We start from the raw sequence: 21863 nt of genomic DNA, 5'->3' as shown, positions 1-21863 counted from the left end.
GGTTTGACATGCGCCTGATCTGGCGCAAAAAATTACTTGGGCATGGAATTCGCTCGGCAGCAGGGGCGGCACCGTTGACCACTTCTCCCTCCAGCAAGGAAACTGCCATGAAAGCTATACGATTGATGCGGCCATGCTGGCTACTTGCCATCGCCGCAGGATTTGCCCTCGCCGGCCCGGCGTCGGCCTGCACTCGACCGGCGTACTGGAGAACGTCGATGCCGGCTTGGCAACGCCGGCGAAGCCTTCGCCATGCCGGCGCCCGACACGCTGCTGCTGGCGGGCACGGGCCTGATGCTGCTGGGACTGTTCGTCCGGCGCAGCAAGGCATCGCAAGGGCAATAAAAAAAATCCCGAAAGCCGCCATTGGCTTTCGGGGTATCCACTCGGTGGCCACATATCATCAACGCGCCATCGCCGCCCGCAGCGCAAACATCATCACTTCCTTCTCAGTTGAAAACTGTATAAATCGTTCCCACCGGCCATGCAGTTGATAGTAGAGATCAGGCACCTGTGCCCGTCAACGATCCGCCCTGAAAGAATAAAAATTAACGACTATGCGCTCTGGAATTACGAAATTACGTCGGGTGAAACGTAGCGTCTTATCATCGATATGGACAGGCTGACCAGGAAAGCATAATGAAACGATCTGTTCTGGCGTCTGCTTGACGATATCCAATACAAAATCCGCCACCGGCGCCTGCGCCTGCGCCTGCGCCTGCGCCTGCGCCTGCGATTTTGCTCCGGTAAGGTATTCAATGTCTTGCAACTGCACGAACACCTCTTTAGCTCCTTGCCTCAACAAGCCCCGTATGCGCGAGGACACAGCCTGACGGCCCCCTTCGTCCAAGCACGCCTCGTCTGTGGTCCCGACCGAGGATACTGGTATGCGCTCAGAATCAAGACTATCGTCCATCGCGATGTAATTGTAAGCAAATCCCCGAAATGGTTGGTATGCAAGTTCGATGATGTTCTGTCGTGTAGCGGGGACGGTTTGCCTCCACTCGGCATGCTCGTAGACTGACCATTGCGGTAACATGTCTGAAAGCGCTCCCAGCCGCTGTAGCGATCCAACCTGCTCCGAAGGCAACTCGACACCCAGAGTCGTTCTGGCATCGCCAAAACTGCGAAAAATCTGATCATCGCTTAACTTGGCCAGCCGAAGTTGGTGAGTGATGTCGCGGCCGCGCAGCAACGCTTTTTTCTCTATGTTTAAAAGCACTGGCTGCCCGTTCGCGGTAATGCTTAAAGACTTGACGGGTCCAACGTTCCAATACTCTGCGGTCTGTTCTGGATTCCAAGGAAACGTCGGCATGGGAAACGCCATGGCCGCTACGACTGGAGCGGCGCCGTTGTTTTGGAATACGTAGCGTGTGGCCACGCGCGTTACAGACAGCGTGAGCTTCTCGCCTACGAGACGCAGCGCATTAGGCTGGGCCAGCACGATCCCGCCGACACCTACTCGTGGAACAATATCATTGGCATGCACCAGTCCACTGAGTAAGGCAAGCATTGAAGTCATAGCAAGAGAGAAAATAGTCATGGAGGTGGCTCTATGAATTTTCGGAGCAGACAATACGATTGTGTGCAGCATCAAGCGCCGGGTCGCTGACCCGGCGCTAAACAACACTATTACTTGGCGTTGCGCGGCTTGGCGAATGCGTCGCCGGCTTTCCATTCCGGCAGCTTGGCGCCGTTGGCGATCAGGCGGCCCAGGTTCAGCGTGTATTGCGCCGTCTGCACCATGCCCGACAAATCCCAGCTCGCATCGTACTCATCGCTCACCTGATGGTAGCGCTTGCCGTACGCATCCGCCTTGGCTTTCGCACCAGCCGGATCCTTGATGTACTCGCGGCCCGATTCGATCGAGAACGCCGGCACGCCATTCTTGGCGAAGTTGAAGTGGTCGCTGCGGAAATAGCCGCCGGCCAGGTCAGGCTCGGCTTCCGCGATATGCATGCCCATGGCCTTGGCCGCCGTCTCGGCCAGCTTGCCCAGCTCGGTACGCTCGCTGCCCTGGGTGCCGATGTCGCGCGTGGCGCCGACGAAGTTCAGGCTGTCCAGATTCAGGTTGGCGGCGGTCTTGGCCAGCGGCCACAGCGGCGATGCGGCGTACGCAGCGCTGCCCAGCAGACCCTGCTCTTCAGCAGCCACCCACAGGAACATCTGGCTGCGCTTGGCCGGTGCGCGCACCGCTTCCTGCGCCATCGCCAGCAAGGCCGCCGAACCGGAGGCATTGTCTACCGCGCCGTTGAAGATGGTGTCGCCACTATCGCCCTGCTTGCCCAGATGGTCCCAGTGCGCGCTGTAGATCACCACTTCATCCTTCAGCTTGGGATCGGTGCCCGGCACCACGGCCGACACGTTGAATTGTTCAACCTTGCGCACGGCCGCCTTCATCTCGCCGTTCAGCTTGGCCGCCAGCGGCACCGGCTTGAAGTCCTTGCTTTCCGCAGCGGTGCGCAGCGCATCGATATCCTGACCCGCAGCCTTGAACAGCGCACGCGCCGTGTCGTCGGTCATCCAGCCTTGCAACTGCGTGCCCAGCGTGCCTGCCGCCAGCTGGAAGCGCTCCACGCCCGACCAGCTGTTCTGGATCACGCTCCAGCCATACGAAGCGGTCGGCGTGGTGTGTATCAGCAGCACGCCGGCCGCGCCCTGGCGGCGGGCTTCTTCAAATTTGTAGGTCCAGCGGCCGTAGTAGGTCAGGCCCTTGCCGTTGAAACGGTTAGGCTGCTCGGCGGTCGGCTGCGGATCGTTGACCATCATGACCAGGATCTTGCCTTTGACATCCACGCCCTTGTAATCGTTCCACTGCTCGTCCGGCGCGGTGATGCCGTAGCCGACGAACACCAGGTCCGCATTGAAGCTGTGCGACGCGGTCGCATCGCCCGGCGCGAACACCCAGTCCTTGCCAAAGCTGATCGGCAGCGCCTGGCCGCCCGCTTCCAGTTTCAGCGTGCTCTCGGCCGGCTGCGTCTTCACGCCGGCGATCTGCACCGACTGGCGATAGCTGTCGCCATTGCCGGGTTTCAGGCCCAAGGCCAGCGCTTGCGTTTCCAGATAAGCAACGGTCAGATCGGCGCCGCGCTGGCCGGTGCCGCGGCCTTCCAGCACATCGCTGGCGAGAAAGGCCAGGTGGGCGCGCAACGGAGCTTCCTTCACAACGGCGGCGTTTTTGGCGCTGTCGGCATGGGCTGGGAATGCCAGCGCCAGGCTGATGGCCAGGGCGGAGGCAACAAAGGAGGGGGTCATTTTATGCATGATTTCCTGGAGACGTAAAAGATGGTCGCGGTCCATTGAATTTGCCGCGCGTACATTGTATGCGATCGTCACGCTAAAATGGCGGGATGACTCAGCGCACTCAATACATCGGCCGTTTCGCCCCCTCGCCCACCGGCCCCTTGCACATCGGCTCGCTGGTGGCCGCCATGGCCAGCTACCTGGACGCCAAAGTCCACCACGGCCAGTGGCTGGTCCGCATCGAAGACGTCGACGGCGACCGCAACGTGGCCGGCGCGGATCAGCACATCCTGGCCTCGCTGCAACGCTGCGGCATGCACTGGGATGGCGAGGTCACCTGGCAAAGCCGGCGCACCGGCCTGTATGAGCAAGCCTTGCAGCAACTGGGCGAGCTGATCTATCCCTGCGGCTGCTCGCGCAAGGAAATCGCCGATTCGCAACTGAGCCTGACCGGCCGCCAGGCCCAGGCGCTGATCTACCCCGGCACCTGCCGCCACGGCCTGGCGCCCGGCAAGAGCGCCCGCGCGCTGCGCCTCAAAGTGCCGCAATCGCCCCACTGCGTGCTGCACTTCGACGACCGCTGGGCCGGCCACGTCAGCCAGGATCTGACCGACGACGTCGGCGACTTCGTCGTCAAGCGCGCCGACGGCTTCTGGGCCTACCAGCTGGCCGTGGTGGTGGACGACGGCGACCAGGGCATCACCGACATCGTGCGCGGCGCCGACCTGCTCGACTCCACGCCGCGCCAGCTCTACCTGCAACAGGTATTAAACCTGCCGCGCCCGGCCTACCTGCACGTGCCGGTGGTGGTCAACGAACTGGGTGAGAAACTGTCCAAGCAGACCGGCGCGCAAGCCTTCGACCACGGCGCCGAGCCGCAGCAGTTGTTGCAGGACGCCTTGCAGCCGGCCGCCCGCTTCCTCGGCATGGACGTGCGCGCCGACAGCATCGCCGCGTTCTGGCAGGTCGCCGTGCCCGCGTGGGAACAAGTTCTACGGAATCTGCCGAATCCCGGCTAACTTCGACATCGATCAACACCGGCCATCGCGTGCGCTGCGCGCCCCGGCTTTTCCTCTACACTGAATCCATGGAAGTCGAACTCAAACTCCTGCTCTCGCCCGCCGACAACGACAAGCTGCTCCAGCACCCGCTGATCGCCGCCCATGCGCGCGCGCCGGTGCGTACGCAGCAACTGTCGGCCCGCTACTTCGATACGCCGGACCTGCACCTGCTGCGCCACGGCGCCGGCCTGCGCGTGCGCAAGATCGACGGCGCCTGGATGCAAACCATGAAGGCCGGCGGCAGCGTGCAGAGCGGCCTGCACCGCCGCAACGAATGGGAAGGCCCGGTCGACCGTCCATGGCCGCGCTTGGGCAAGCTGCGCAAGCTGATCGGCGACCAGCAGCAATGGCTGGACGTGCTGGCCGCCGACGACCTGAAGGCGCGGCTGGAGCCGCTGTTCGTGGTGGCGGTGGAACGCCACACCTGGGATCTCGATGTCGACGGCAACCACATCGAACTGGTGCTGGACCACGGCCACATCGAACGCCATGGCCGCCACTTGCCCGTCAACGAAATCGAACTGGAATTGAAGGACGGCGACCCGGCCAGCCTGTTCGCCTTCGCGCTGCGGTTGCAGGAGCAAGTTCCCCTACGCCTCAGCAACACCAACAAGGCCGAGCGCGGCTACATGCTGTGCCGCCAGACCGGCACCGTCCCCTGCCGCGCGCAAAGCCTGCAACTGGCGCCGGACGCCACAGCGGCCGAAGCGCGGCTGGCTATCCTCAACAACTGCCTGCAACACATCCAGCGCAACGAAACCGCCGTCATCGAAGGCGACGACGCGGAGACATTGCACCAGATGCGCGTGGGCGTGCGCCGCCTGCGCTCGGCGCTGAAGCTGTTCGAAGCGGCCGCGCCCTGCCCGCCCGCGCTGCTGGAAGACATCAGTTGGCTGGGAACGGAACTGGGCGCCGCGCGCGACTGGGATGTGCTGCTGGCGTCGACGCTGTCCCACATCCAGGCCACGCCCGGTGGCCGCAGCGGCGTGCTGGACTTGCAGGCGCTGGCGTTGAAGGCAGCCCATGCCAAGCGGAGCGAGGCGGCGCAAGCCCTGCTCTCGCAGCGCTACACGCGCCTGTTGCTGACGATGGGTTGTTGGATGCAGCAGCCGGCGCCGGAAGGCTTGGAAGAACCGGCGCAGGACTTCGCCAACCGCATCATGAAGCGCCTGCACAAGAAGCTGCTGAAACGCGCACAGCGCATGGACGAGAGCGAACCGGCCAGCATCCACCGCACGCGCATCGCCGCCAAGCGGGCCCGCTACGCATTGGAATTCTTCCATTCGCTGTATGGCGGCAAGGCATTGCGCACCTATTTGAAAACCCTGTCCTCCACGCAGGAGCAACTGGGCAGCCACAACGACCTGGTGGTCGCCGACCGGCTATTGCGGGAACTGGGCCAGCAGCACGACGCCGCCACGGCCACCATCCAGTTCGCGCGCGGCTATCTGCAAGCGCTGCAAACCTCGCGCACGCCCGATCTGGGCGCGATCCGCGCGACGCTGCACGCGCTGCGGCTGCCGTAATCGACTGGGGTTAGCGCGCCTGCTGCGGACGGTATTTGGATTCCACCGTCCAGGTCAGCGAGGCGGGGCAATTGGCATGCATTACCGCTGCCAACGCCTCATCGGCGTCCACATCGGCCTGCTCATACTGCTTGGTGCCGGCTATCTTGAAGTGCAACGACGGCGAGGCCGAACTGGCCGTCTTGGACAGCATCGGAGAAAAACCGCGCTCCGCCAGTATCTTGCGGCAAGGCTCGATATCCTTCATCTGGTCCGACTCCAGCTCGATCTTGAGCAGCCAGTTGACGGCATATCCTTGCACCGCCTGCTCCACCACCGGATGCATCAGGTCCGACGGCACGGTGGCGGCAACAGCCATCAACGGGGCACTCAGCAACAAGGCAGAAGTAATGTGACGCAACATCGTAAATCCTAATGGTTTGCTAAAACGTCATGATATCAGGATAGGGTAAAGCGTGGCGACCAGCAGCAGCGCCATCGCCACGTTGAAGATCCGCACCGAGCGCGCATCCTGCAACACGCGCCGCATCGCCACGCCGAACAGCGCCCACGAACCAACGCAGAATATGCCGATCACGCCAAACACGCCGGCCAGCGCCGCCACGTCCAGCACCTTGAAGCCCGGCGGCAGATAGGTGGTCAGCGCGCCGATCGCCATCACCCAGGCCTTGGGATTGATCCACTGGAAGCCCGCCGCGCCGATAAAACCCATCGGCTTGGAAGCGCTGGCCTGCTCGGCGCTCATCGGCGCCGCATGCGCCAGCTTCCACGCCAGCCACAGCAGGTACAAGGCGCCCGCGTACTTGAGGATGATCTGCAGCATAGGCACCTGCTCGAACACCGCATGCAAACCGAGGCCGGTGGCGAAGATCATGAACGTGAAGCCGCAGCAGATGCCGAACAGATGCGGCAGCGAGCGCGCAAAGCCGTAGTTCAGGCCCGAGGCCAGCATCATGGTGTTGTTGGGGCCGGGCGTGATGGTGGTGACGGCGGCAAAGGTACAAAGCGGGAACAGTAGATCGGGCGACATGGGCTTATCCGGTGGCAGGAATGAACCCTCATTGTAGGGAAAGTGTACTTTACTGTACCGGTACACTTATCCAAACAGTGAGCATCAGTGTACTGGTCATGTCGCCGATACGAATCAGCCCCGCTTGCGCTGCCGGCCCAGCAGCTTGTAGAAGCTTTCCAGCTCGCGCCCGATCAGATCCTGGCCGTTCTCGATGACGAAATCCTGGAACGCCGCCGCCACCTTCGGAATAGGCTGCCCGGTCAGGTGCATGATGTGCCAGTCCGCTTCGACCGGATTTTCCTGCATCGGCAGAATGGCCAGCAGGCCGGATTCGAATTCCAGTCCGCAGGCGTGCACCGACAAAAAGCCCAGCCCCAGCCCCGCCGACACCATGCGCTTGATAGCCTCGTTGCTCGATACCTCGGAACCGAATTCCAGTGGATGCCCTGCCTCGCGCAGCAAGCGCTCCACCGCCGTGCGCGTACCCGAGCCGCGTTCGCGCACCATCAGGTTGGCCGCCGTCACATCGTTGAGCGTGATCTTTTTCTTCTTCATCAGCGGATGCGCGGGACTGGCGACAAACGCCATCGGGTGCCGCGCAAACTTGGCGGCATTGGTGCGCAACTCGCGCGGCGGCGTGCCCATGATGGCCAGCTCGATCTCGTGCCGCGCCAGCATCTGCACGATCTCCGCCCGGTTGCCCACCTGTAGCTTGAGCCGCACGTCCGGGCGCTCCAGCGTGAACGGCACCAGCAACGGCGGCAGCAAATGCTCCGCCGTCGTCACCGCGCCGATGCGCAAGGTACCGCTGGTGACGCCCTGCAGTGCCGCCAGCTCGTCGCCTGCCTGCTCCCACAGGCGCAGGATGCGCTCGGAGAATTCCACCATCACCTCGCCGGCCGCCGTCAGCTGGATATTGCGGCCGACCTTGCGAGTCAACGGAATGCCGGCGATTTCCTCCAGTGTGCGGATTTGCAACGACACCGCAGGCTGCGTCACGTGCAGCGCGTCCGCCGCGCGCGACACGCTCTCATGGCGCGCTACCAATACCAGCGACTGTAGCTGGCGAAAGCTGGCGTGATACATAAGTTATTCCTTATCGATTATCGAATATGTTTAATTTTTCTTTTGTTCATTGTACCCGTATATTCATAATTATCTGACATCTATTCGCGAGACCGACATGAGCATAGACGTGATCTTCCTGGGCCTGGACGGTGTGCTGTTCGACACCGAAGCACTGCACCTTGCAGCCTGCAACGCAGCGTTCTGCAACGCCGGCCTGTCGGTGCGCTGGACGCTGCCGGCGCTGCGCGCCGCAGCCGCCACCCATGGATATGCACGCGCCATCGGTTCCGCCATCGCCTGCGAGCTGCTCTCACGCGACAAGGCCCGCGTGGCCGAACTGTTCGCCGACAAGCATCGCCAGTTCCATCAGGCGATCAGCGCTCATCCACCGAAAGCGCTGCCCGCCGCGCTGGCCCTGATCGACGACGCGCTCAACGCCGGCTGCAAGATCTGCGTGCTGACCGACCTGCCTGCGCCTGCCACATCGGCGCTGCTGTCCGGCTGCTTCGGCGCCGATTTCAACAGCCTGTTCACCGTCGTCACCGGCGGCGCCAATTTCGACGGGCCTGCAGGCACCGGCCCTTATGCCCGCGCACTGAACGCCATGGGCGTCGCACCGCAGGACGCCATCGCCATCGACACCGCCGTGCCAGGCCTGCGCGCCGCCGGCGATACCGGCTTGTGGACCGTCTCCGTCGCCCCGTATGGCAACGACGTGGTGCGTCCACGCCAGTTCATCACCTTCGACGCACTGCGCGAACTGCATTCCAGTCCCTACACGCCGGACCAGCGCGCGAAGCACGAGCTGGCGGCGTAACCGGCGCCGTCATTCCCGCGAAAGCGGGAATCCATGCATTGCCTGGATTCCCTCCATAGAACGCGTCTGAGAAAACTCAGCATGGATTCCCGCGTGCGCGGGAATGACGGACACAGATTTTTTTACTTATCTGGAGGCGCAATATGGAAACCATCGTCATCTTAGGAGGCGGTGCGGGTGGACTCGAACTCGCAACCCGTCTTGGCGACACACTCGGCGCCGGCAAGCGCGCCCGCGTGCTGCTGGTGGACCGCTACCCAGGACACTTCTGGAAGCCCCTGCTGCACACCGTCGCATCCGGCAAATGCGATCCCCGCGTGGAGGAGCTGTCCTTCCCCGCGCAGGCCGTGGAGCACGACTTCGAATTCATCCAGGGCGAAGTACTGTGCCTGGACCGCGCACACCAGACCATCACGCTGGCGCCGCGCAACCGCAGCGGCATCGATGGCGTCTGCCGCACCATCGCCTACGACAAGCTGGTGCTGGCACTGGGCGCCGTCACCAACTTCTACAGCGTTCCCGGCGCCGCCGACCACGCGCTCACACTCGACAGCGTGGACGACGCCGAAATCTTCCGCCGCCGCTTCATCGACGCCTGCATCAAGGCCGGCGAACAGAAAACGCAAGTGGACGTGGTCATCGTCGGCGGCGGCGCCACCGGCGTCGAGCTGGCGGCGGAGTTGAGCAACAGCGCCCGCGCATTGGCCGCCTACCGCGTGCACACGCTGAACCCGGAAACCGACATCCGCATCAGCGTCATCGAACGCGGCCAGCACCTGCTGCCGCAACTGCATCCGCAGCAGGCCAACCGCGCAGCGCGCCAACTGCGCTCGCTCGGCATCGACGTGCTGACCGGTACCGCCGTCGCCCAGGTGACAGCGGACGCCGTGATCGACGCCGCCGGCATCGCCCACCGCGCCGACCTGACCTTGTGGGCGGCCGGCGTCGAAGCGCCGCAGCTGTGCGCGACGTTTGGACTCGCAGTCAACAATCTGCGCCAGATTGTTGTGGACTCCAGCCTGTGCTCGACCAACGACAGCCAGATCTACGCGCTCGGCGATTGCGCCAGTTATGTGTGCCCGATCAAGGGCGCTGCGCCGCCACGCGCACAGGTCGCGCATCAGCAGGCGATGTTCCTGGCCGATCTGCTGTCGCGCCGCAGCGGCACGCCGCGTCCGGACTTCCGCTATCACGACTACGGCTCGCTGGTTTCACTGGGGCCGCAGACCGCGGTGGGCGTACTGACGGGCGCCGTTACAGGCAAGAGCATCCGCGTGGGCGGTGCGACGGCGAGCCTGCTGTACCAGCTTCTATACCAGAAGCACCTGCTCAATCTGCACGGCACCGCACGCGTCATTACGCAGGCGCTGGTGGACTGGCTGCGAGCGAAAATTGTGCCGCCCGTGAAGCTGTATTGAGAGCTTATCGCCGTATAATATGGCGATGACAACCTTAACCTCGTTGAGCAAAAACAGCCCGGCAACGTCTCCTTCCGCAACAATGGAGACGGCCGGCATTTCACCCGTCAACAGTGCCGTCATCGACAGCGCGCCGGCCACCTCGCCATCCTCGGTGGTGAAGCTCGGCGCCGTCGGAACGCGAGCCGTGGACGGCGCATCGCGCGCACCGCTGGTGTGGGAACGCAGCGGCAAGGACGCCGTGTCCGCACTGGTCGCGCGCAACTACAACTACCTGCCCTCCGCTAACCGCTTCAAGGATCTGGGCGCGGCCCTGCTGGAGCGCTTCAAGACCGACGGCTCGGACTACTCGCAATCGCTACAGCAAGCGCCGGAGGATACGGACACCAACACCTACGACACGCTGCTGTACTCGCAGCTGGCGCCGTTCCATCACCTGGGCGACAACCAGACCGGCCTGACCATCACGACCAAAAGCGGCACCACGGTCACGCTCGCGCTAGACAGCTCCGAGCAAGGCGTCGGCGTGCAGGTGAAAAGCAGCGGCAAGCTCACTGACGACGAACGCGCAGCGCTGGCCGGACTGTCGGCCGCCTTTCAAAAGGCTATCGACGGCCTCGCCGCCGTGCCGCCGAAAGTTGACCTCTCCGGTCTGATCAAATTCGACGCCAGCGTGCTGTCGTCGGTGGATCTGCACTCGGAGCTCAAGCTGAACGAAACCGACACGCAGCGGCTGGACTTCCACGCCGACGCCAAACAACGCTCGGTGCATTTCAGCGGCCCGGCCGGCGAAGCGAAGATCGCCGTCGACCTGAGCCAGCCCACAAGCTGGGGCAGCAAGGAGCAGCAAGCCAAGGCGCTGACCACCTATCTGCGCCAGTTCGACCAGGCCGCCATGCGCGGCCACGGCGACGCCGAACTAACAGGCCTGTTCAAGGACGCCTTCACCGAAATGCACAGCGACTACGGCCCGCAGCCGCCCGCGCCATGGCAGCAGATCAAGCTGACCGACCAGGACCACGCCATCCTCACCGGCCTGGCCGATTTCAGCGCCTCGATCACGCAAGCCGAAAAATCGCCCAACCCGCTGCGCACCAGCGAGAACGACACCTTCGCCTACCAGACCTCGCAAAGCACCAGCGTGCAAGGCCGCACTCAGCTCGACCGCGCCATCTCGCAGCAGCAGCAATCGCAGCTCAAGGCCAGCTATCACGAACCAAGCCGGCCGGGCGCAAAACTGGACCTGACGGAGGATCCGGCCTCGCAGAACTACAACTTCGTGCTGATCGACGACAGCGCCAGCAGCAGCGCCGCGCTGGCCTACGACGAGGGCGCGCTGGCCAAGGCCACGCTCGAACAGTCGGCCAGCCACTCGACGCGCACTCTCAAGTACCTGATGGACAAGCTGGTCGACGACACCACCATCCCGTCCAGCGCCCAGCACATCCGCGACCTGCTCGACACGCTGGCGCCACGAAAAAAACCCGACGAAGATCAACGCCGCAGGACGCTGGAGACCGTCAACCAGCAGATCTTCCTGAAGCCTGAACCAGGCGACATACCGCAATGAGCACACCAGAATCCATCGTCCTGATGGCGGCCTACAACGCATCGATGAACCAGAAGCTGTATGCCGCCGCCGCGCAATTGCCGCATGCCGAACTGGCCGCCGACCGCAAGGCCTTCTTCGGCTCCATCCTCGGCACGCTGAACCACCTGCTGGCCGCAGACAGCATCTGGTTGCGCCGCTTCGCCACGCATCCGGCCGGGTTCCGCGCGCTGGCGCCGCTGCTGGAGCTGCCGATGCCGTCCGGCCTGACGCAAAGCTTCGGCGACGACCTGCCGTCGCTGCTGGCCCACCGCCAGCGGCTCGACGCCATCATCACGCAATGGGCGCCGCAAGTCAGCGCGGCCGACCTGGTGCACGCCTTCGAATACCAAAGCATGAAAGGCGACCGGTATCGCAAGCAGTTCGGCAGCGTGGTGCTGCACTTCTTCAACCACCAGACCCACCATCGCGGCCAGGCCAGCACGCTGCTGTCGCAGGCCGGCATCGACATCGGCGTCACCGACCTGCTGGCGATGGTGCCGGAAATCGAAGTGTAATGAAGATCGCCGTCTACAGCGCCCAGCCCTACGACCGCCGCTTCCTCGACGAAGCGCGCCTTCAGCAGAGCGCGGGCGCTGTCGAAGCGCTCTACTTCTCCGACCCGCTGACGCTGGACACCGTGCCGCTGGCGCAAGGCTGCGCCGCCGTCTGCGTCTTCGTCAACGACCAGCTGGACGCCGTCGTGCTGCAAGCGCTGCACGCACTGGGCGTACGCGCCGTGCTGCTGCGCTGCGCTGGCTTCAACAACGTCGACTTGCAAGCGGGCCAGCGTCTCGGCCTGTTCATGGCGCGCGTGCCGGCCTACGCGCCGGAAGCGGTGGCCGAACACGCGCTGGCGCTGGCGATGACATTGAACCGCCACACCCACCGCGCCTACGCGCGCGTCCGCGAAGGCAACTTCGCGCTGGACGGCCTGCTGGGCATGACGCTGCACGGAAAAACCGTCGGCATCGTCGGCGCCGGCCAGATCGGCACGGCGGCGGCGCGCATCTTCAAGGGACTGGGTTGCACGGTGCTGGTCAGCGATCCGGCGCCGGCGCCGCAGCTGGACGGCCTGGCCACGCGGGTCAGCCTGGACGAGCTGCTGGCGGCGTCGGACATCGTCTCCCTGCATTGCCCGCTGATGGACGCGACGCGCCACATGATTAACGCCGCCAGCCTGGCGCGCATGAAGCCCGGCGCCATGCTGGTCAACACCTCGCGCGGCGCGCTGATCGACACCGCCGCCGTGATCGAAGCGCTCAAGTCGCGCCAGCTGGGCGCACTGGCGATCGACGTCTACGAGCAGGAGGCCAGCCTGTTCTTCCACGACCATTCCAGCGACATCATCGCCGACGACGTGTTCCAGCGCCTGATGACCTTCCCCAACGTGCTGGTGACGGGCCACCAGGGCTTCTTCACCATCGAAGCGATGCGCGAGAGCGCCGCCGTCACCTTCGCCAACCTGGCCTGCCACATGCACGGCGCGCCGTGCGCCAACCTGCTGCCGGTCAGCTCGTAAGCGGCAGCGTGAGGACGAAGCGGGTGCCGATGCCAAGCTCGCTCTCGACATCGATCTTGCCGCGCAAGACGCCGTAGACGATGTTGTAGACGATGTTCAGCCCCAGTCCCGATCCGCCCTTACCCAGCTTGGTGGTGAAGAAGGGATCGTAGATGCGGCCCATGTTCTCCGGCGCGATGCCGGAGCCGTTGTCGCGGATGATGACCTGCACCCGCTCGGCATCGATGGCGATGGCCGAGATCAGGATCTCCCCTTCTGCGCGGCCTTCGAAGGCGTGCGTCAGGCCGTTGTTGACCAGGTTAATCAGCACCTGTCCGAACGGCCCCGGATAGCTCTTCATCATGATCGTCGGCGGGATATCCTGGCGCACCGTGATGCCGCTCTTTTTAAACGTCGGCATCAGCAACAGCAGGATCTCGTTGGCCAGGTCGCACAGCAGGAACTCGCGGCACTGCGAGGTGGTGCGGTCGACGGCCACCTGCTTGAAGCTGGCCACCAGGTCCACCGCGCGATGCAGGTTGCGCAGCACGATCTCGCCGCCGCTGGCCACGTCGTCGACAAAGGCCTGCAGCGTCGAGCGCTTCATGCCGTCGGCGGTCAGGCGGGTGAATTCGCGGGTCTGGTCGATCATCGTGCTGACCGCCAGCAGGCTGTTGCCGATCGGCGTATTGAGTTCATGCGCCACGCCCGCCACCAGCGATCCCAGCGCCGCCAGCTTCTCGCTGCGCACCAGTTCATCCTGCGCGCGCCGCAGCGTCTCCAGCGATTCCGCCAGGTCCTTGTTCACCTCGACCATCTGGCCTGTGCGCAGCTGCACCAGCTCCTCCAGCTTGTCGCGGTACTGTATCAGTTCGACCTCGCTCTTCTTGCGGTCGGTGATGTCGGTCGAGATGCCGCCCATTGCCCACACCTTGCCATGCTCGTCGCGCAGGCAGAATTTTTCCGAGATATAGGTGCGTATCACGCCCAGCGCATCCGGCACGCCCTCCTCGTAGATGTACGAATGTTCGGACAGCAGCGCGCGGCGGTCGCCCTCGCGTATCACCTTCACGGTGTCCTCGTCGAACATGTCGGCGTCGCGGTGGCCGATCGGATCGGGCGAACCTGGCGGCAGCACCTGCCGCAGGCGCTCGTTGACCATCAGGTAGCGCCCCTCCAAATCCTTGACGTAGATGACGGCCGAGGACTTGTCGGCGATATTGGTCAGCAGCGACTGGCTCACGCGCAGCGCCGCATCGCGCGCGGCGACGGTCGCCAGCATGGTGTTGAAGGCCAGCGACAGCTTGCCCACTTCATCGTTGGAGAAGTGCGGCGCCCGCAGGTCGTAGCGCTCCTCGCGCGTGACCTGGTCCGCCACGCGGGACAAGGCCAGCAGCGGTTGCGTCACCAGCCGCCGCAGGCCAACCGCCTGCAGCATGCCGCAGATCAGGAGCGTCATCAGCACCACCGCCAGCACCAGCCCATACTTACTGAGGCGTTCGGCCAGCGGCTGCAAGGCATACTCCACTTGCAGGTAGCCGAGCACCTCGTGCTGGAAGCGCACCGGCGCCACCATCGTCAGGTGGTCGCCGTGGAAGCGGTGGCCGGATGGCGCCATCCCCTCCGGCCAGGCGCAGCTCGCGCCGCCGCTGCGCGCATAGCTGGCGAATACCTGCTGCCGCACGTCGAACAGGCAGGCGCTGTGGATGTCGGCCGTGCCGCGCAACGCAGACAGCGTGCGGGTGGCGGCGCGGCGGTCGCCGAAATTCATGTCGACATCGAGGTTCAGCGACACCAGGTCCATGCGGCTGGCCAGGTCCTGCACCAGCCGCACCCGCACCACGCTGAAGTCGTAGGTGATGAGCACCATCAGCGCCACCAGCATCGCCGTCAATGCCGTCAACAGCGAGACGATCAGCAGCTTGCGCTGCAAGGCCAGGTCGTTCCAGCGTTTGGGCAGGCCGCTCACTTGGCGTCCCCGCCGACCACGCGTTCAGCCAGCGCCAGCATGCGCGGATTGAGGCTGACGCCGGAATGCTTGGCCGCCGTCAGATTGACTTCGAAACGGATGCTGCCGTCGACCAGCATCATGTTAATCATGCCGCCGTCGGCCAGGAAGTTGGCGGAGTCGCCGATGGTGAGGATGGCTTGCTCGCGCATGCGCGTCAGCCACGCGCTCTGGCGGCTGCGTTCGGGCAGCGCCAGGTAGACCGCGTGGCATGGCTCGGTCTCTTCGACGCGGCTGACGATGCGCAGTTCCAGCGGATGGCTGCCCGCCGCGCGGTGCTGCAACTGGCGCGCCATGTCGGCCGCGCCGGGCCCCACCAGGCACACCACCAGCGGCGCGTGCGGCTCGACCAGCGCCGGCGCCGGCCAGTTGGCGTAGCGGGTAAAGTTCAGGATGTAGGCGGCCTTGACCTGCTGCTCCGGGATGGCTTGCTCGGCGCGCACGGAGATGCCTGCACCGGCCAGTACCGCCAGCGCACCGGCGGCCGTCAAGGCCAGCATCATCCTCCCTACAGCGCCCAGTCGTCCCATCACGCACGCCCCTCCCGATAGCGTAGCCGCATGTTTCCACGTTTCCAGTGCGTACTGATTCTATCCGAATCGCCCGTCCCACCCGCTTTTTTCGCATGGCGGCAAAGACTTGTTCTTGAAACACAACGCCCTGTGCAGGCGATCAACTTGCAGCTTGTGATCGTGTCGGAATTGGTGAATACTTTGTTAAATCGCGCAGCATGGGAGCATACTCGTGGGCGAACGCACACCGCATCGTAATACCTTCGCCCAGGCTGGCACCGCGCGGCCGTGCCGCACCTGCATGCAGGCGGCGCTGCTGCTCTTGCTGCCGCTGCTGCCGCTGGCCAACGCCCACGCCAGCACCACCGCCGAGGACGACAACCTGTTCGACCTCAGTCTCGACCAGCTGCGCAACGTCAAGGTACTCACCGCCACCAAGACCGCCACTCCGCTGTACGCCACGCCCGCCGTGGTGACGCTGGTGACGGCCGACGACATCGCCCGCTACGGCTACCAGAGCCTGGCCGAGGCGCTGTCCCACGTGGCCGGTTTTGTCGAGAGCGACGACCGCCTCAATCACAACTTCGGCGTGCGCGGCATCAACGCCGGCGCGCAGTCGGCCAGCCGCGCCATCAAGATCCTGTTGGACGGCCAGCCCATCGCCTTCCGCAGCACGCAGCAGCAGTTGATCGGGCTGGAGTTCATCCCGCTCAACATGGTCGAGCGCATCGAGATCGTGCGCGGGCCGGTGTCGGTGCTGTACGGCGCCGATGCCCTGCTGGGCGCGGTCAACGTCATCACCCGGCACGACGGCACCGAACAGCGCGTGGCCCTGAGCCACGAATGGTCGGGCGGCGGCCGCAGCGTCAACCTGCTGTCGGCCAGCGGCAGCGCCCAGTTCGGCGCGGCCGGCCAGGCCGACACGCCGTCGCCGTACTGGCTGGCGTGGGGCATACAGGCGGCCGGCGCCGACCGCAGCGGCCTGGCGCTGCCGCGCATCTCCCCCGACTACAAGCGCTATGCCGCGCTCAGCCCGGCGCCGGTGGACGACGCCGACCCGCGCAGCCTCTACCTGCGCGGCGGCTGGCGCGGCGCCAGCGACGAGCTGCAGGCCAGCGTGTTCTGGCAGCGGCAGGACAGCGACAATGTCTTCGCCAGCCTCAATCCGCTGCTGCGCCCGCCCAGCCACGTCGAACTGGAGCAAGGTTATCTGCACCTGGGCGCCAGCCACCGCTTCAGCGACGCCCACACGCTGCGGGCCAGCCTCAACTACGGCCAGGGCGAACCGGGCAGCGCCGACCGCGTGCGCACCGGCGCCGCCGACTACTATCTGCTGCGCGACTTCGGCTACAAGGCCATCGACGGCAGCGTCGAATGGCTGTGGCAGATGGGACCGCAATCGAGCTTGCTGCTGGGCGCCGACGTGTTGCGCGACCGCGAGACGCTGGAATCGTTCCGCCGCCGCAGCATCGCCGACGGCAGCGATTTCCAGCTCAGCCAGCCCGGCGAAAAAACGCTGCGCAACACCGGCTTCTACGCGCAATGGCAATTCCCGCTGTATGGCAAATGGCAGGCCATCCTCGGCGGCCGCCAGGACCGGCACTCGGTCTACGGCACGCAGGAATCGCTGCGCGCCGGCGTGGTCGGCACCCTGCCCGGCGACTGGGGTTTGAAAGTCCTCAGCGGCACCGCCTTCCAGGCGCCGTCGGCCGAGCTGCTGTACCGCACCGCCGTGCAGCCGGGCGACATCAAGGGCAACCCCGACCTGGCGCCGCAAAAAACGCGCACCATCGAACTGCAACTGAGCACGCCGCCCGCGCCGCACTGGAACGGCGCGCTGACCGTCTACCACACCAAGGTCAGCGAACTGGTCACGCTGGAGCAGGCCTTCTTCAACCTGGTGGCCCTCAACACCAGCGACAGCAAGGTCAACGGCGTGGAGCTGGAACTGCGCTACCAGCGCGACTGGTTCAACGCCTACGCCAACCTGAGCCGCGCCAACGGCAGCCGCAGCCTCAACCGCTACACGCTGACGCCGCTGGCCCAGCGCAGCGACAGCGAGCTATTCCCCACCAACAGCGCCAACGCCGGCGCAAGCGCCAGCCTGATGGGACAGAAGCTGCTGCTCAGCGTGGACAACCGCTACGTCGGCGCGCGTCCGGCCGCCACCGCCAACGTGCTGCTGGCCAACCAGGCTTACCAGCTGTCGCGCTACGTCGACACCACGCTGGGCGCGCGCTGGAACCTCAGCGCCCGCAGCGCCATCCGCGTGCAGGTGCGCGACCTGTGGAACAGCCGCTACGTCGATCCCGGCGTCGGCGGCATCGACTACCCATCGCTGGGCCGCCGTTATGGAGTGCAATATGAATACCGCTACTAGGCGCCTGCTGGCCATGGCCATGGCCATGGCCGCTGCGCTGGCGCTGCTGGCGTCCTGCGGCGGCGGTGGCGGCGGCACCGGCGACGCCACCACGCCGCTGCCCGCCAATCCGATCAAGGCGATGATCGATCCCAACGCCATCAACATCGCCTCGGTCGGCTGGCGCACTTCGACGCGCGACGCCTTCCTGCTGGCGGCCAGGCAGATCAACGACGCCGGCGGCGTGCTGGGCAAGCGCCTCAACGCCATCGCCCTGGTCGCCCGCGACAACGCCGAAGCCCAGGACATGGGCCAGCAATTGCTCGACGCGGGCGTGGTCGCGCTCAACGTCTCCACCTCCACCCGCGTGCTGAACCTGCTGCCGCAGGCGCTGGCCAAGGGCGTGCCCATCCTGACCGAATCGAGCTCGTCGCCGGCGCTGAGCACGGTGGCCGACGGCGACCTGATCTTCCGCATCGGCGTCTCCGATGTCGACGCCACACCGGTGCTGGCCAACGTCGCCTTCGACGCCGGCAAGCGCCGCGCCGTGGTGCTGATCAACGAAGGCGACGCTTTCGGCGCCGGCCTGGCCCAGCTGTTCTCGCCGGCCTTCCAGAAGCTGGGCGGGCAAGTGGTGGCCACCGTCACCATCCCCTTCGGCCTGAAGAACGGCTTCGCCGGCTATCTGCAAAAAGTCTACGACGCCAAGCCGGACGTGATCCTGAACGGCATCCTGGCGGCCGACATCTCGGCCAATGTGCTGAACGAATCGCTGCCATTCCAGAGCGGCGCCATGTGGCTGCTGCCCGGCACCGCCGCCGGCAACCAGACTTTCCTCGACAACCTCGCCGATCCGTCACGCCTGACGGGCGGCGCGCGCGGCGCCGCCGCCACCATCGGCGCCTATGGCAACAGCTCCTACCAGAGCTTCCGCACCGGCTACATCGCCCAGTACGGCAGCGAGCCGCAAGACTTCACCGCGCCCACCTACGACATCGCCATGGTGATGGCGCTGGCCATCGAACGCGCCGGCCTGGTCAACAACAGCAAGAGCCCCACCGGCCTGATGGTGCGCGACAGCCTGCGCTTCGTGATGAACGCGCCGGGCGAGAAGGTGAAGCCGGAAAACATCGGCGCGGCGCTGGCGCTGGTCAAGGCCGGCAAGGAAGTCGACTATGCCGGCGCCTATGCCGACATCGACTGGGATGGCGTCGGCGACATCGTCGGCCAGGTGCCGTTCACCGTGTTCCGCCTCGACACGGCGGCCCGCAGCTGGGACGCCAGCCAGCAGCTGATTATCGCCCTGCCCCGTTGAACGGCATCGCCGCCGTTCAAAAAGTGATCGCTCACACCCGCGTTCCCCGGTAACATCAGCGTTCCGCATGACTGGTATGCGGAATGCGCGGTTGTGCCGTGGCCGCAGGCTGGCTATACTGCACTGCAACAATCCGCGTTCTTGCAGGTCCGATCGCAGTACTTTTCCCGGGGAAGGTCATGTCTCTCGCTTACCGCGCCAATGCCGATTTCGCCAAGTTGAACCATCCGATGCGGGTGCCGCTGTCGGCGGAAATCCACTCACGCCCCTTCCTGCAGCTGCAAGCGCCGGAAAGCCTGACCCATTTCGCGCTGTACGTGCAGCAGGACCAGCCGTCCCAGAAACTCCACCGCAGCACCCAGCACCAGGTGCTCGAACAGCTGTGCATGCACTACGGCGTGGCCGTGCCGCATCCGCAGGCGCGCTACTTCTTCCACGACTTCGGCCGCTTCCGCCTGAAGTGGGAATGCCATACCGAGTTCGCCACCTACACCTTCGTCGAACGCAGCGAAGCGGACGCCAGCTGCGGCGAAGCCTTCGAGCGCATGCCGCTGCAACACGTGCCGCAGGAATGGCTGGCCAGCCTGCACGGCAAGATCATCGTCGCCGCCCACGTCCTGCTGTGCAAGGGAGAACCGGACGACGCCGGCGCGGTCGACGCGATCCGCGAACTATTCCAGGGCAAGTCGCTGGTGGGCAGCAGCGTCGGCAGCGGCGCCGAAGTGTGGACCGATTTCCTGATACAGCCGGACGGCTTCAGCCGCTTCGTCGTGCGCGACCTGAGCCTGCGCGAATTCCAGGCCGGCCGCCTGGTCGGCCGCATGCTGGAAATCGAAACCTACCGCATGATGGCCCTGCTCGGCCTGCCGCAAGCCGAAGCCACGCAGCCTATGTTGAACGGCATCGAGAACGAACTGGCCGACCTGACCGCCATGCTGGTGCAGGCCGACCAGCCGGACGGCATCTCCACCGAAGCGCGCGAGGAGCAGGCACTGCTGCACCGTATCACCAGCCTGGCGGCGCGCCTGGAAAAACTGTCGGTCAACAACAGCTACCGTTTCGCCGCCTCGCAAGCCTACTTCAGCCTGGTGCAGTCGCGCATCCAGGAGTTGCGCGAAGTGCGCATCGCCGGCATGCCGACGCTGGCCGAGTTCATGGGCCGCCGCCTGGCGCCGGCCATGCACACCTGCACCTCGGTGGCGCAGCGGCAGGAGACGCTGGCCAAGCGTATCGCCCGCAGCAACGACTTGCTGCGCACCCGCGTCGGCATCGAGCAGGAGCGGCAGAACCGCAAGATCCTGCAATCGCTGGATGCGCGCGCGGCGCAGCAACTGCGCCTGCAACAGGCGGTGGAAGGTTTGTCGGCGGTGGCGATTTCCTATTACGCGCTGGGCCTGATCGGCTACGCCGGCAAGGCTATGAAGGCCAGCAACCTGCCGGTCAATCCCGACATCCTGACCGGCATCGCGGTGCCGCTGGTGATCGGCGTCGTGTGGCTGGGCTTGCGCCGGCTGCACCACCAGCTGACCGACAAGCCCGTCAGGATTGCGGCTGGCTGAAGCGGTGCGCCAGGAAGCTGGCGATGCGCTGCTGCGTCGTATCCAGGTAGGGGATGTTCATGTGGTCGGAGTCGGGCACGATTTCGTCCGCATGCAGCAGCCCCAGCTTTTCGACCAGCAGATCGGTGTGCGAATGCGGCACCACATCGTCGAAGGCGGCGCGCAGCACATAGGTCGGCGCCTTCAGCTGATGCGCGTATTTGACCGATTCGAATTTATGCCGCAGCACATACTCCACCGGGATCGCCTTGAACTTGCGCTTGGCAATGGCGAGGATGGAATCGTAGGGCGTAATCAGCACGATGGAGTTGGCGTCGCGCTCCATCGCCACCTGCACCGCCACGCCTGAACCCAGGCTGCGGCCGACCACGGCGATGCGCTTGGGGTCGACATGATGGCGTTCGCTGAGCCAGTCGAACAGCATGCGGCCGTCGTCGACGAAATGTTCCTCGGCCGGATCGCCGTGCGAATCGCCGTAGCCGCGATAGTTCACCGCCAGCACCGCCATGCCTGGGAACAGCTTGCCGGCGTCGCGCGCCACCCAGGACACTTCCTCCGAGCGGCCGCCGAAATAAATCACGCCGGGATGCGGCCCTGCCACGGGCGGCGTCATCAGCCAGCCGGACAAGCGCGTGCCATCCTTGGAGCGCACCACGATGGGCCGCGTGCGATGGCCGCTGCTGTAAGGCTTGAGCACCTCGCGCTTGCTGCCCAGCGGATTGAATAGCAATCGCTTCTGGTTGGCTGCCACCGCGGCCGTCAGTCCCATCCACAGCACGCTGACTATGCCTGCCAAGCCCGCGACTTTTTTAGAATTATTCATACCTCTACTTTACTCCCGCCCCTCACTTCCACGGAACGAAAAAATGACGCCGT

18 protein-coding genes are annotated in these 21863 nt (G+C 64.9%); 10 read left to right on the top strand and 8 right to left on the bottom strand.

Annotation, left to right across the window (positions count from 1 at the left end):
* Positions 1-520 precede the first annotated feature (520 nt).
* Both GEV02_RS06050 and GEV02_RS06045 read right to left on the bottom strand, forming a co-directional pair.
* Positions 521-1543: a DUF4424 family protein gene (locus GEV02_RS06050; protein ID WP_174998992.1), complete on the bottom strand. Its 1023-nt coding sequence runs from the start codon at positions 1541-1543 to the stop codon at positions 521-523.
* 89 nt (positions 1544-1632) lie between these two features.
* A complete protein-coding gene (locus GEV02_RS06045) occupies positions 1633-3264 on the bottom strand; it encodes a M28 family peptidase (RefSeq protein ID WP_152837097.1) in 1632 nt (543 codons plus the stop codon).
* An 86-nt stretch (positions 3265-3350) separates the two neighbouring features.
* On the opposite strand from GEV02_RS06045, the gene gluQRS reads away from it, so the two are divergent.
* Positions 3351-4262 (top strand): tRNA glutamyl-Q(34) synthetase GluQRS, encoded by a 912-nt coding sequence (gluQRS, locus tag GEV02_RS06040; protein ID WP_152837095.1) that lies wholly within the window; start codon positions 3351-3353, stop codon positions 4260-4262.
* 68 nt (positions 4263-4330) lie between these two features.
* Positions 4331-5830: a CYTH and CHAD domain-containing protein gene (locus GEV02_RS06035; protein ID WP_152837093.1), complete on the top strand. Its 1500-nt coding sequence runs from the start codon at positions 4331-4333 to the stop codon at positions 5828-5830.
* A gap of 10 nt (positions 5831-5840) precedes the next feature.
* Here GEV02_RS06035 and GEV02_RS06030 read toward each other — a convergent pair whose 3' ends face one another.
* The 3 genes from GEV02_RS06030 to GEV02_RS06020 all read right to left on the bottom strand — a co-directional run bounded on the left by GEV02_RS06030 (position 5841) and on the right by GEV02_RS06020 (position 7928).
* Complete coding sequence (locus tag GEV02_RS06030; RefSeq protein WP_152837091.1) at positions 5841-6233, bottom strand: hypothetical protein; 393 nt, start codon at positions 6231-6233, stop codon at positions 5841-5843.
* 27 nt (positions 6234-6260) lie between these two features.
* Positions 6261-6860 carry a LysE family translocator gene (locus GEV02_RS06025; protein WP_152804655.1) on the bottom strand — a complete coding sequence of 200 codons (600 nt, stop codon included), beginning with the start codon at positions 6858-6860 and terminating at the stop codon, positions 6261-6263.
* Positions 6861-6974: 114 nt separating this feature from the next.
* Positions 6975-7928: a LysR family transcriptional regulator gene (locus GEV02_RS06020; protein WP_008445874.1), complete on the bottom strand. Its 954-nt coding sequence runs from the start codon at positions 7926-7928 to the stop codon at positions 6975-6977.
* Between the two features lie 97 nt (positions 7929-8025).
* On the opposite strand from GEV02_RS06020, the gene GEV02_RS06015 reads away from it, so the two are divergent.
* The 5 genes from GEV02_RS06015 (at position 8026) to GEV02_RS05995 (ending at position 13255) form a co-directional block, all read left to right on the top strand.
* The gene (locus tag GEV02_RS06015; protein ID WP_152837089.1) at positions 8026-8727 is read left to right on the top strand and encodes an HAD family hydrolase; all 702 of its coding nucleotides are present in this window, start codon (positions 8026-8028) and stop codon (positions 8725-8727) included.
* Positions 8728-8870: 143 nt separating this feature from the next.
* A complete protein-coding gene (locus GEV02_RS06010; protein ID WP_152837087.1) occupies positions 8871-10145 on the top strand; it encodes an NAD(P)/FAD-dependent oxidoreductase in 1275 nt (424 codons plus the stop codon).
* A gap of 25 nt (positions 10146-10170) precedes the next feature.
* Complete coding sequence (locus tag GEV02_RS06005; protein WP_235922681.1) at positions 10171-11715, top strand: hypothetical protein; 1545 nt, start codon at positions 10171-10173, stop codon at positions 11713-11715.
* Positions 11712-12251 carry a DinB family protein gene (locus tag GEV02_RS06000; RefSeq protein ID WP_152837085.1) on the top strand — a complete coding sequence of 180 codons (540 nt, stop codon included), beginning with the start codon at positions 11712-11714 and terminating at the stop codon, positions 12249-12251. The genes GEV02_RS06005 and GEV02_RS06000 overlap by 4 nt, the downstream gene beginning before the upstream one ends.
* On the top strand, positions 12251-13255 hold the full coding sequence (locus GEV02_RS05995) for a 2-hydroxyacid dehydrogenase (RefSeq protein ID WP_152837083.1): 1005 nt from the start codon (positions 12251-12253) through the stop codon (positions 13253-13255). The genes GEV02_RS06000 and GEV02_RS05995 overlap by 1 nt, the downstream gene beginning before the upstream one ends.
* Here the strand turns inward: GEV02_RS05995 and GEV02_RS05990 are convergent.
* Positions 13245-15203: an ATP-binding protein gene (locus GEV02_RS05990; protein ID WP_328595737.1), complete on the bottom strand. Its 1959-nt coding sequence runs from the start codon at positions 15201-15203 to the stop codon at positions 13245-13247. The genes GEV02_RS05995 and GEV02_RS05990 overlap by 11 nt on opposite strands.
* Positions 15200-15772: a YfiR family protein gene (locus GEV02_RS05985; protein ID WP_235922701.1), complete on the bottom strand. Its 573-nt coding sequence runs from the start codon at positions 15770-15772 to the stop codon at positions 15200-15202. The genes GEV02_RS05990 and GEV02_RS05985 overlap by 4 nt, the downstream gene beginning before the upstream one ends.
* Before the next feature lie 214 nt (positions 15773-15986).
* Here GEV02_RS05985 and GEV02_RS05980 point away from each other — a divergent pair, with 214 nt between their 5' ends.
* The 3 genes from GEV02_RS05980 to GEV02_RS05970 all read left to right on the top strand — a co-directional run bounded on the left by GEV02_RS05980 (position 15987) and on the right by GEV02_RS05970 (position 20987).
* Positions 15987-18134, top strand: coding sequence for a TonB-dependent receptor plug domain-containing protein (locus GEV02_RS05980; protein ID WP_328595736.1), 2148 nt, complete (start codon positions 15987-15989; stop codon positions 18132-18134).
* Complete coding sequence (locus GEV02_RS05975) at positions 18118-19428, top strand: ABC transporter substrate-binding protein (protein ID WP_152837081.1); 1311 nt, start codon at positions 18118-18120, stop codon at positions 19426-19428. Before GEV02_RS05980 ends, GEV02_RS05975 begins: the two co-directional genes overlap by 17 nt.
* A 179-nt stretch (positions 19429-19607) precedes the next feature.
* A complete protein-coding gene (locus GEV02_RS05970; RefSeq protein ID WP_152837079.1) occupies positions 19608-20987 on the top strand; it encodes a DUF3422 family protein in 1380 nt (459 codons plus the stop codon).
* On the opposite strand, the gene GEV02_RS05965 is transcribed toward GEV02_RS05970, so the two are convergent.
* Positions 20968-21810, bottom strand: a complete 843-nt coding sequence (locus GEV02_RS05965; RefSeq protein ID WP_152837077.1) for an alpha/beta hydrolase — start codon at positions 21808-21810, stop codon at positions 20968-20970. The genes GEV02_RS05970 and GEV02_RS05965 overlap by 20 nt on opposite strands.
* Between the last annotated feature and the right edge of the window lie 53 nt (positions 21811-21863).

Source organism: Rugamonas aquatica (assembly GCF_009380215.1).
Classification (GTDB): domain Bacteria; phylum Pseudomonadota; class Gammaproteobacteria; order Burkholderiales; family Burkholderiaceae_D; genus Rugamonas; species Rugamonas aquatica_B.
The sequence above is the reverse complement of the archived record's forward strand: the minus strand, read 5'-3'. Positions and strand labels throughout refer to the sequence as shown.

Coding starts and splice junctions, on each gene's coding strand:
- GEV02_RS06050 (WP_174998992.1), bottom strand. CDS start 1,543: ATGACTATTTTCTCTCTTGCTATGACTTCAATGCTTGCCTTACTCAGT.
- GEV02_RS06045 (WP_152837097.1), bottom strand. CDS start 3,264: ATGCATAAAATGACCCCCTCCTTTGTTGCCTCCGCCCTGGCCATCAGC.
- gluQRS (WP_152837095.1), top strand. CDS start 3,351: ATGACTCAGCGCACTCAATACATCGGCCGTTTCGCCCCCTCGCCCACC.
- GEV02_RS06035 (WP_152837093.1), top strand. CDS start 4,331: ATGGAAGTCGAACTCAAACTCCTGCTCTCGCCCGCCGACAACGACAAG.
- GEV02_RS06030 (WP_152837091.1), bottom strand. CDS start 6,233: ATGTTGCGTCACATTACTTCTGCCTTGTTGCTGAGTGCCCCGTTGATG.
- GEV02_RS06025 (WP_152804655.1), bottom strand. CDS start 6,860: ATGTCGCCCGATCTACTGTTCCCGCTTTGTACCTTTGCCGCCGTCACC.
- GEV02_RS06020 (WP_008445874.1), bottom strand. CDS start 7,928: ATGTATCACGCCAGCTTTCGCCAGCTACAGTCGCTGGTATTGGTAGCG.
- GEV02_RS06015 (WP_152837089.1), top strand. CDS start 8,026: ATGAGCATAGACGTGATCTTCCTGGGCCTGGACGGTGTGCTGTTCGAC.
- GEV02_RS06010 (WP_152837087.1), top strand. CDS start 8,871: ATGGAAACCATCGTCATCTTAGGAGGCGGTGCGGGTGGACTCGAACTC.
- GEV02_RS06005 (WP_235922681.1), top strand. CDS start 10,171: ATGACAACCTTAACCTCGTTGAGCAAAAACAGCCCGGCAACGTCTCCT.
- GEV02_RS06000 (WP_152837085.1), top strand. CDS start 11,712: ATGAGCACACCAGAATCCATCGTCCTGATGGCGGCCTACAACGCATCG.
- GEV02_RS05995 (WP_152837083.1), top strand. CDS start 12,251: ATGAAGATCGCCGTCTACAGCGCCCAGCCCTACGACCGCCGCTTCCTC.
- GEV02_RS05985 (WP_235922701.1), bottom strand. CDS start 15,772: ATGGGACGACTGGGCGCTGTAGGGAGGATGATGCTGGCCTTGACGGCC.
- GEV02_RS05975 (WP_152837081.1), top strand. CDS start 18,118: ATGAATACCGCTACTAGGCGCCTGCTGGCCATGGCCATGGCCATGGCC.
- GEV02_RS05970 (WP_152837079.1), top strand. CDS start 19,608: ATGTCTCTCGCTTACCGCGCCAATGCCGATTTCGCCAAGTTGAACCAT.
- GEV02_RS05965 (WP_152837077.1), bottom strand. CDS start 21,810: ATGAATAATTCTAAAAAAGTCGCGGGCTTGGCAGGCATAGTCAGCGTG.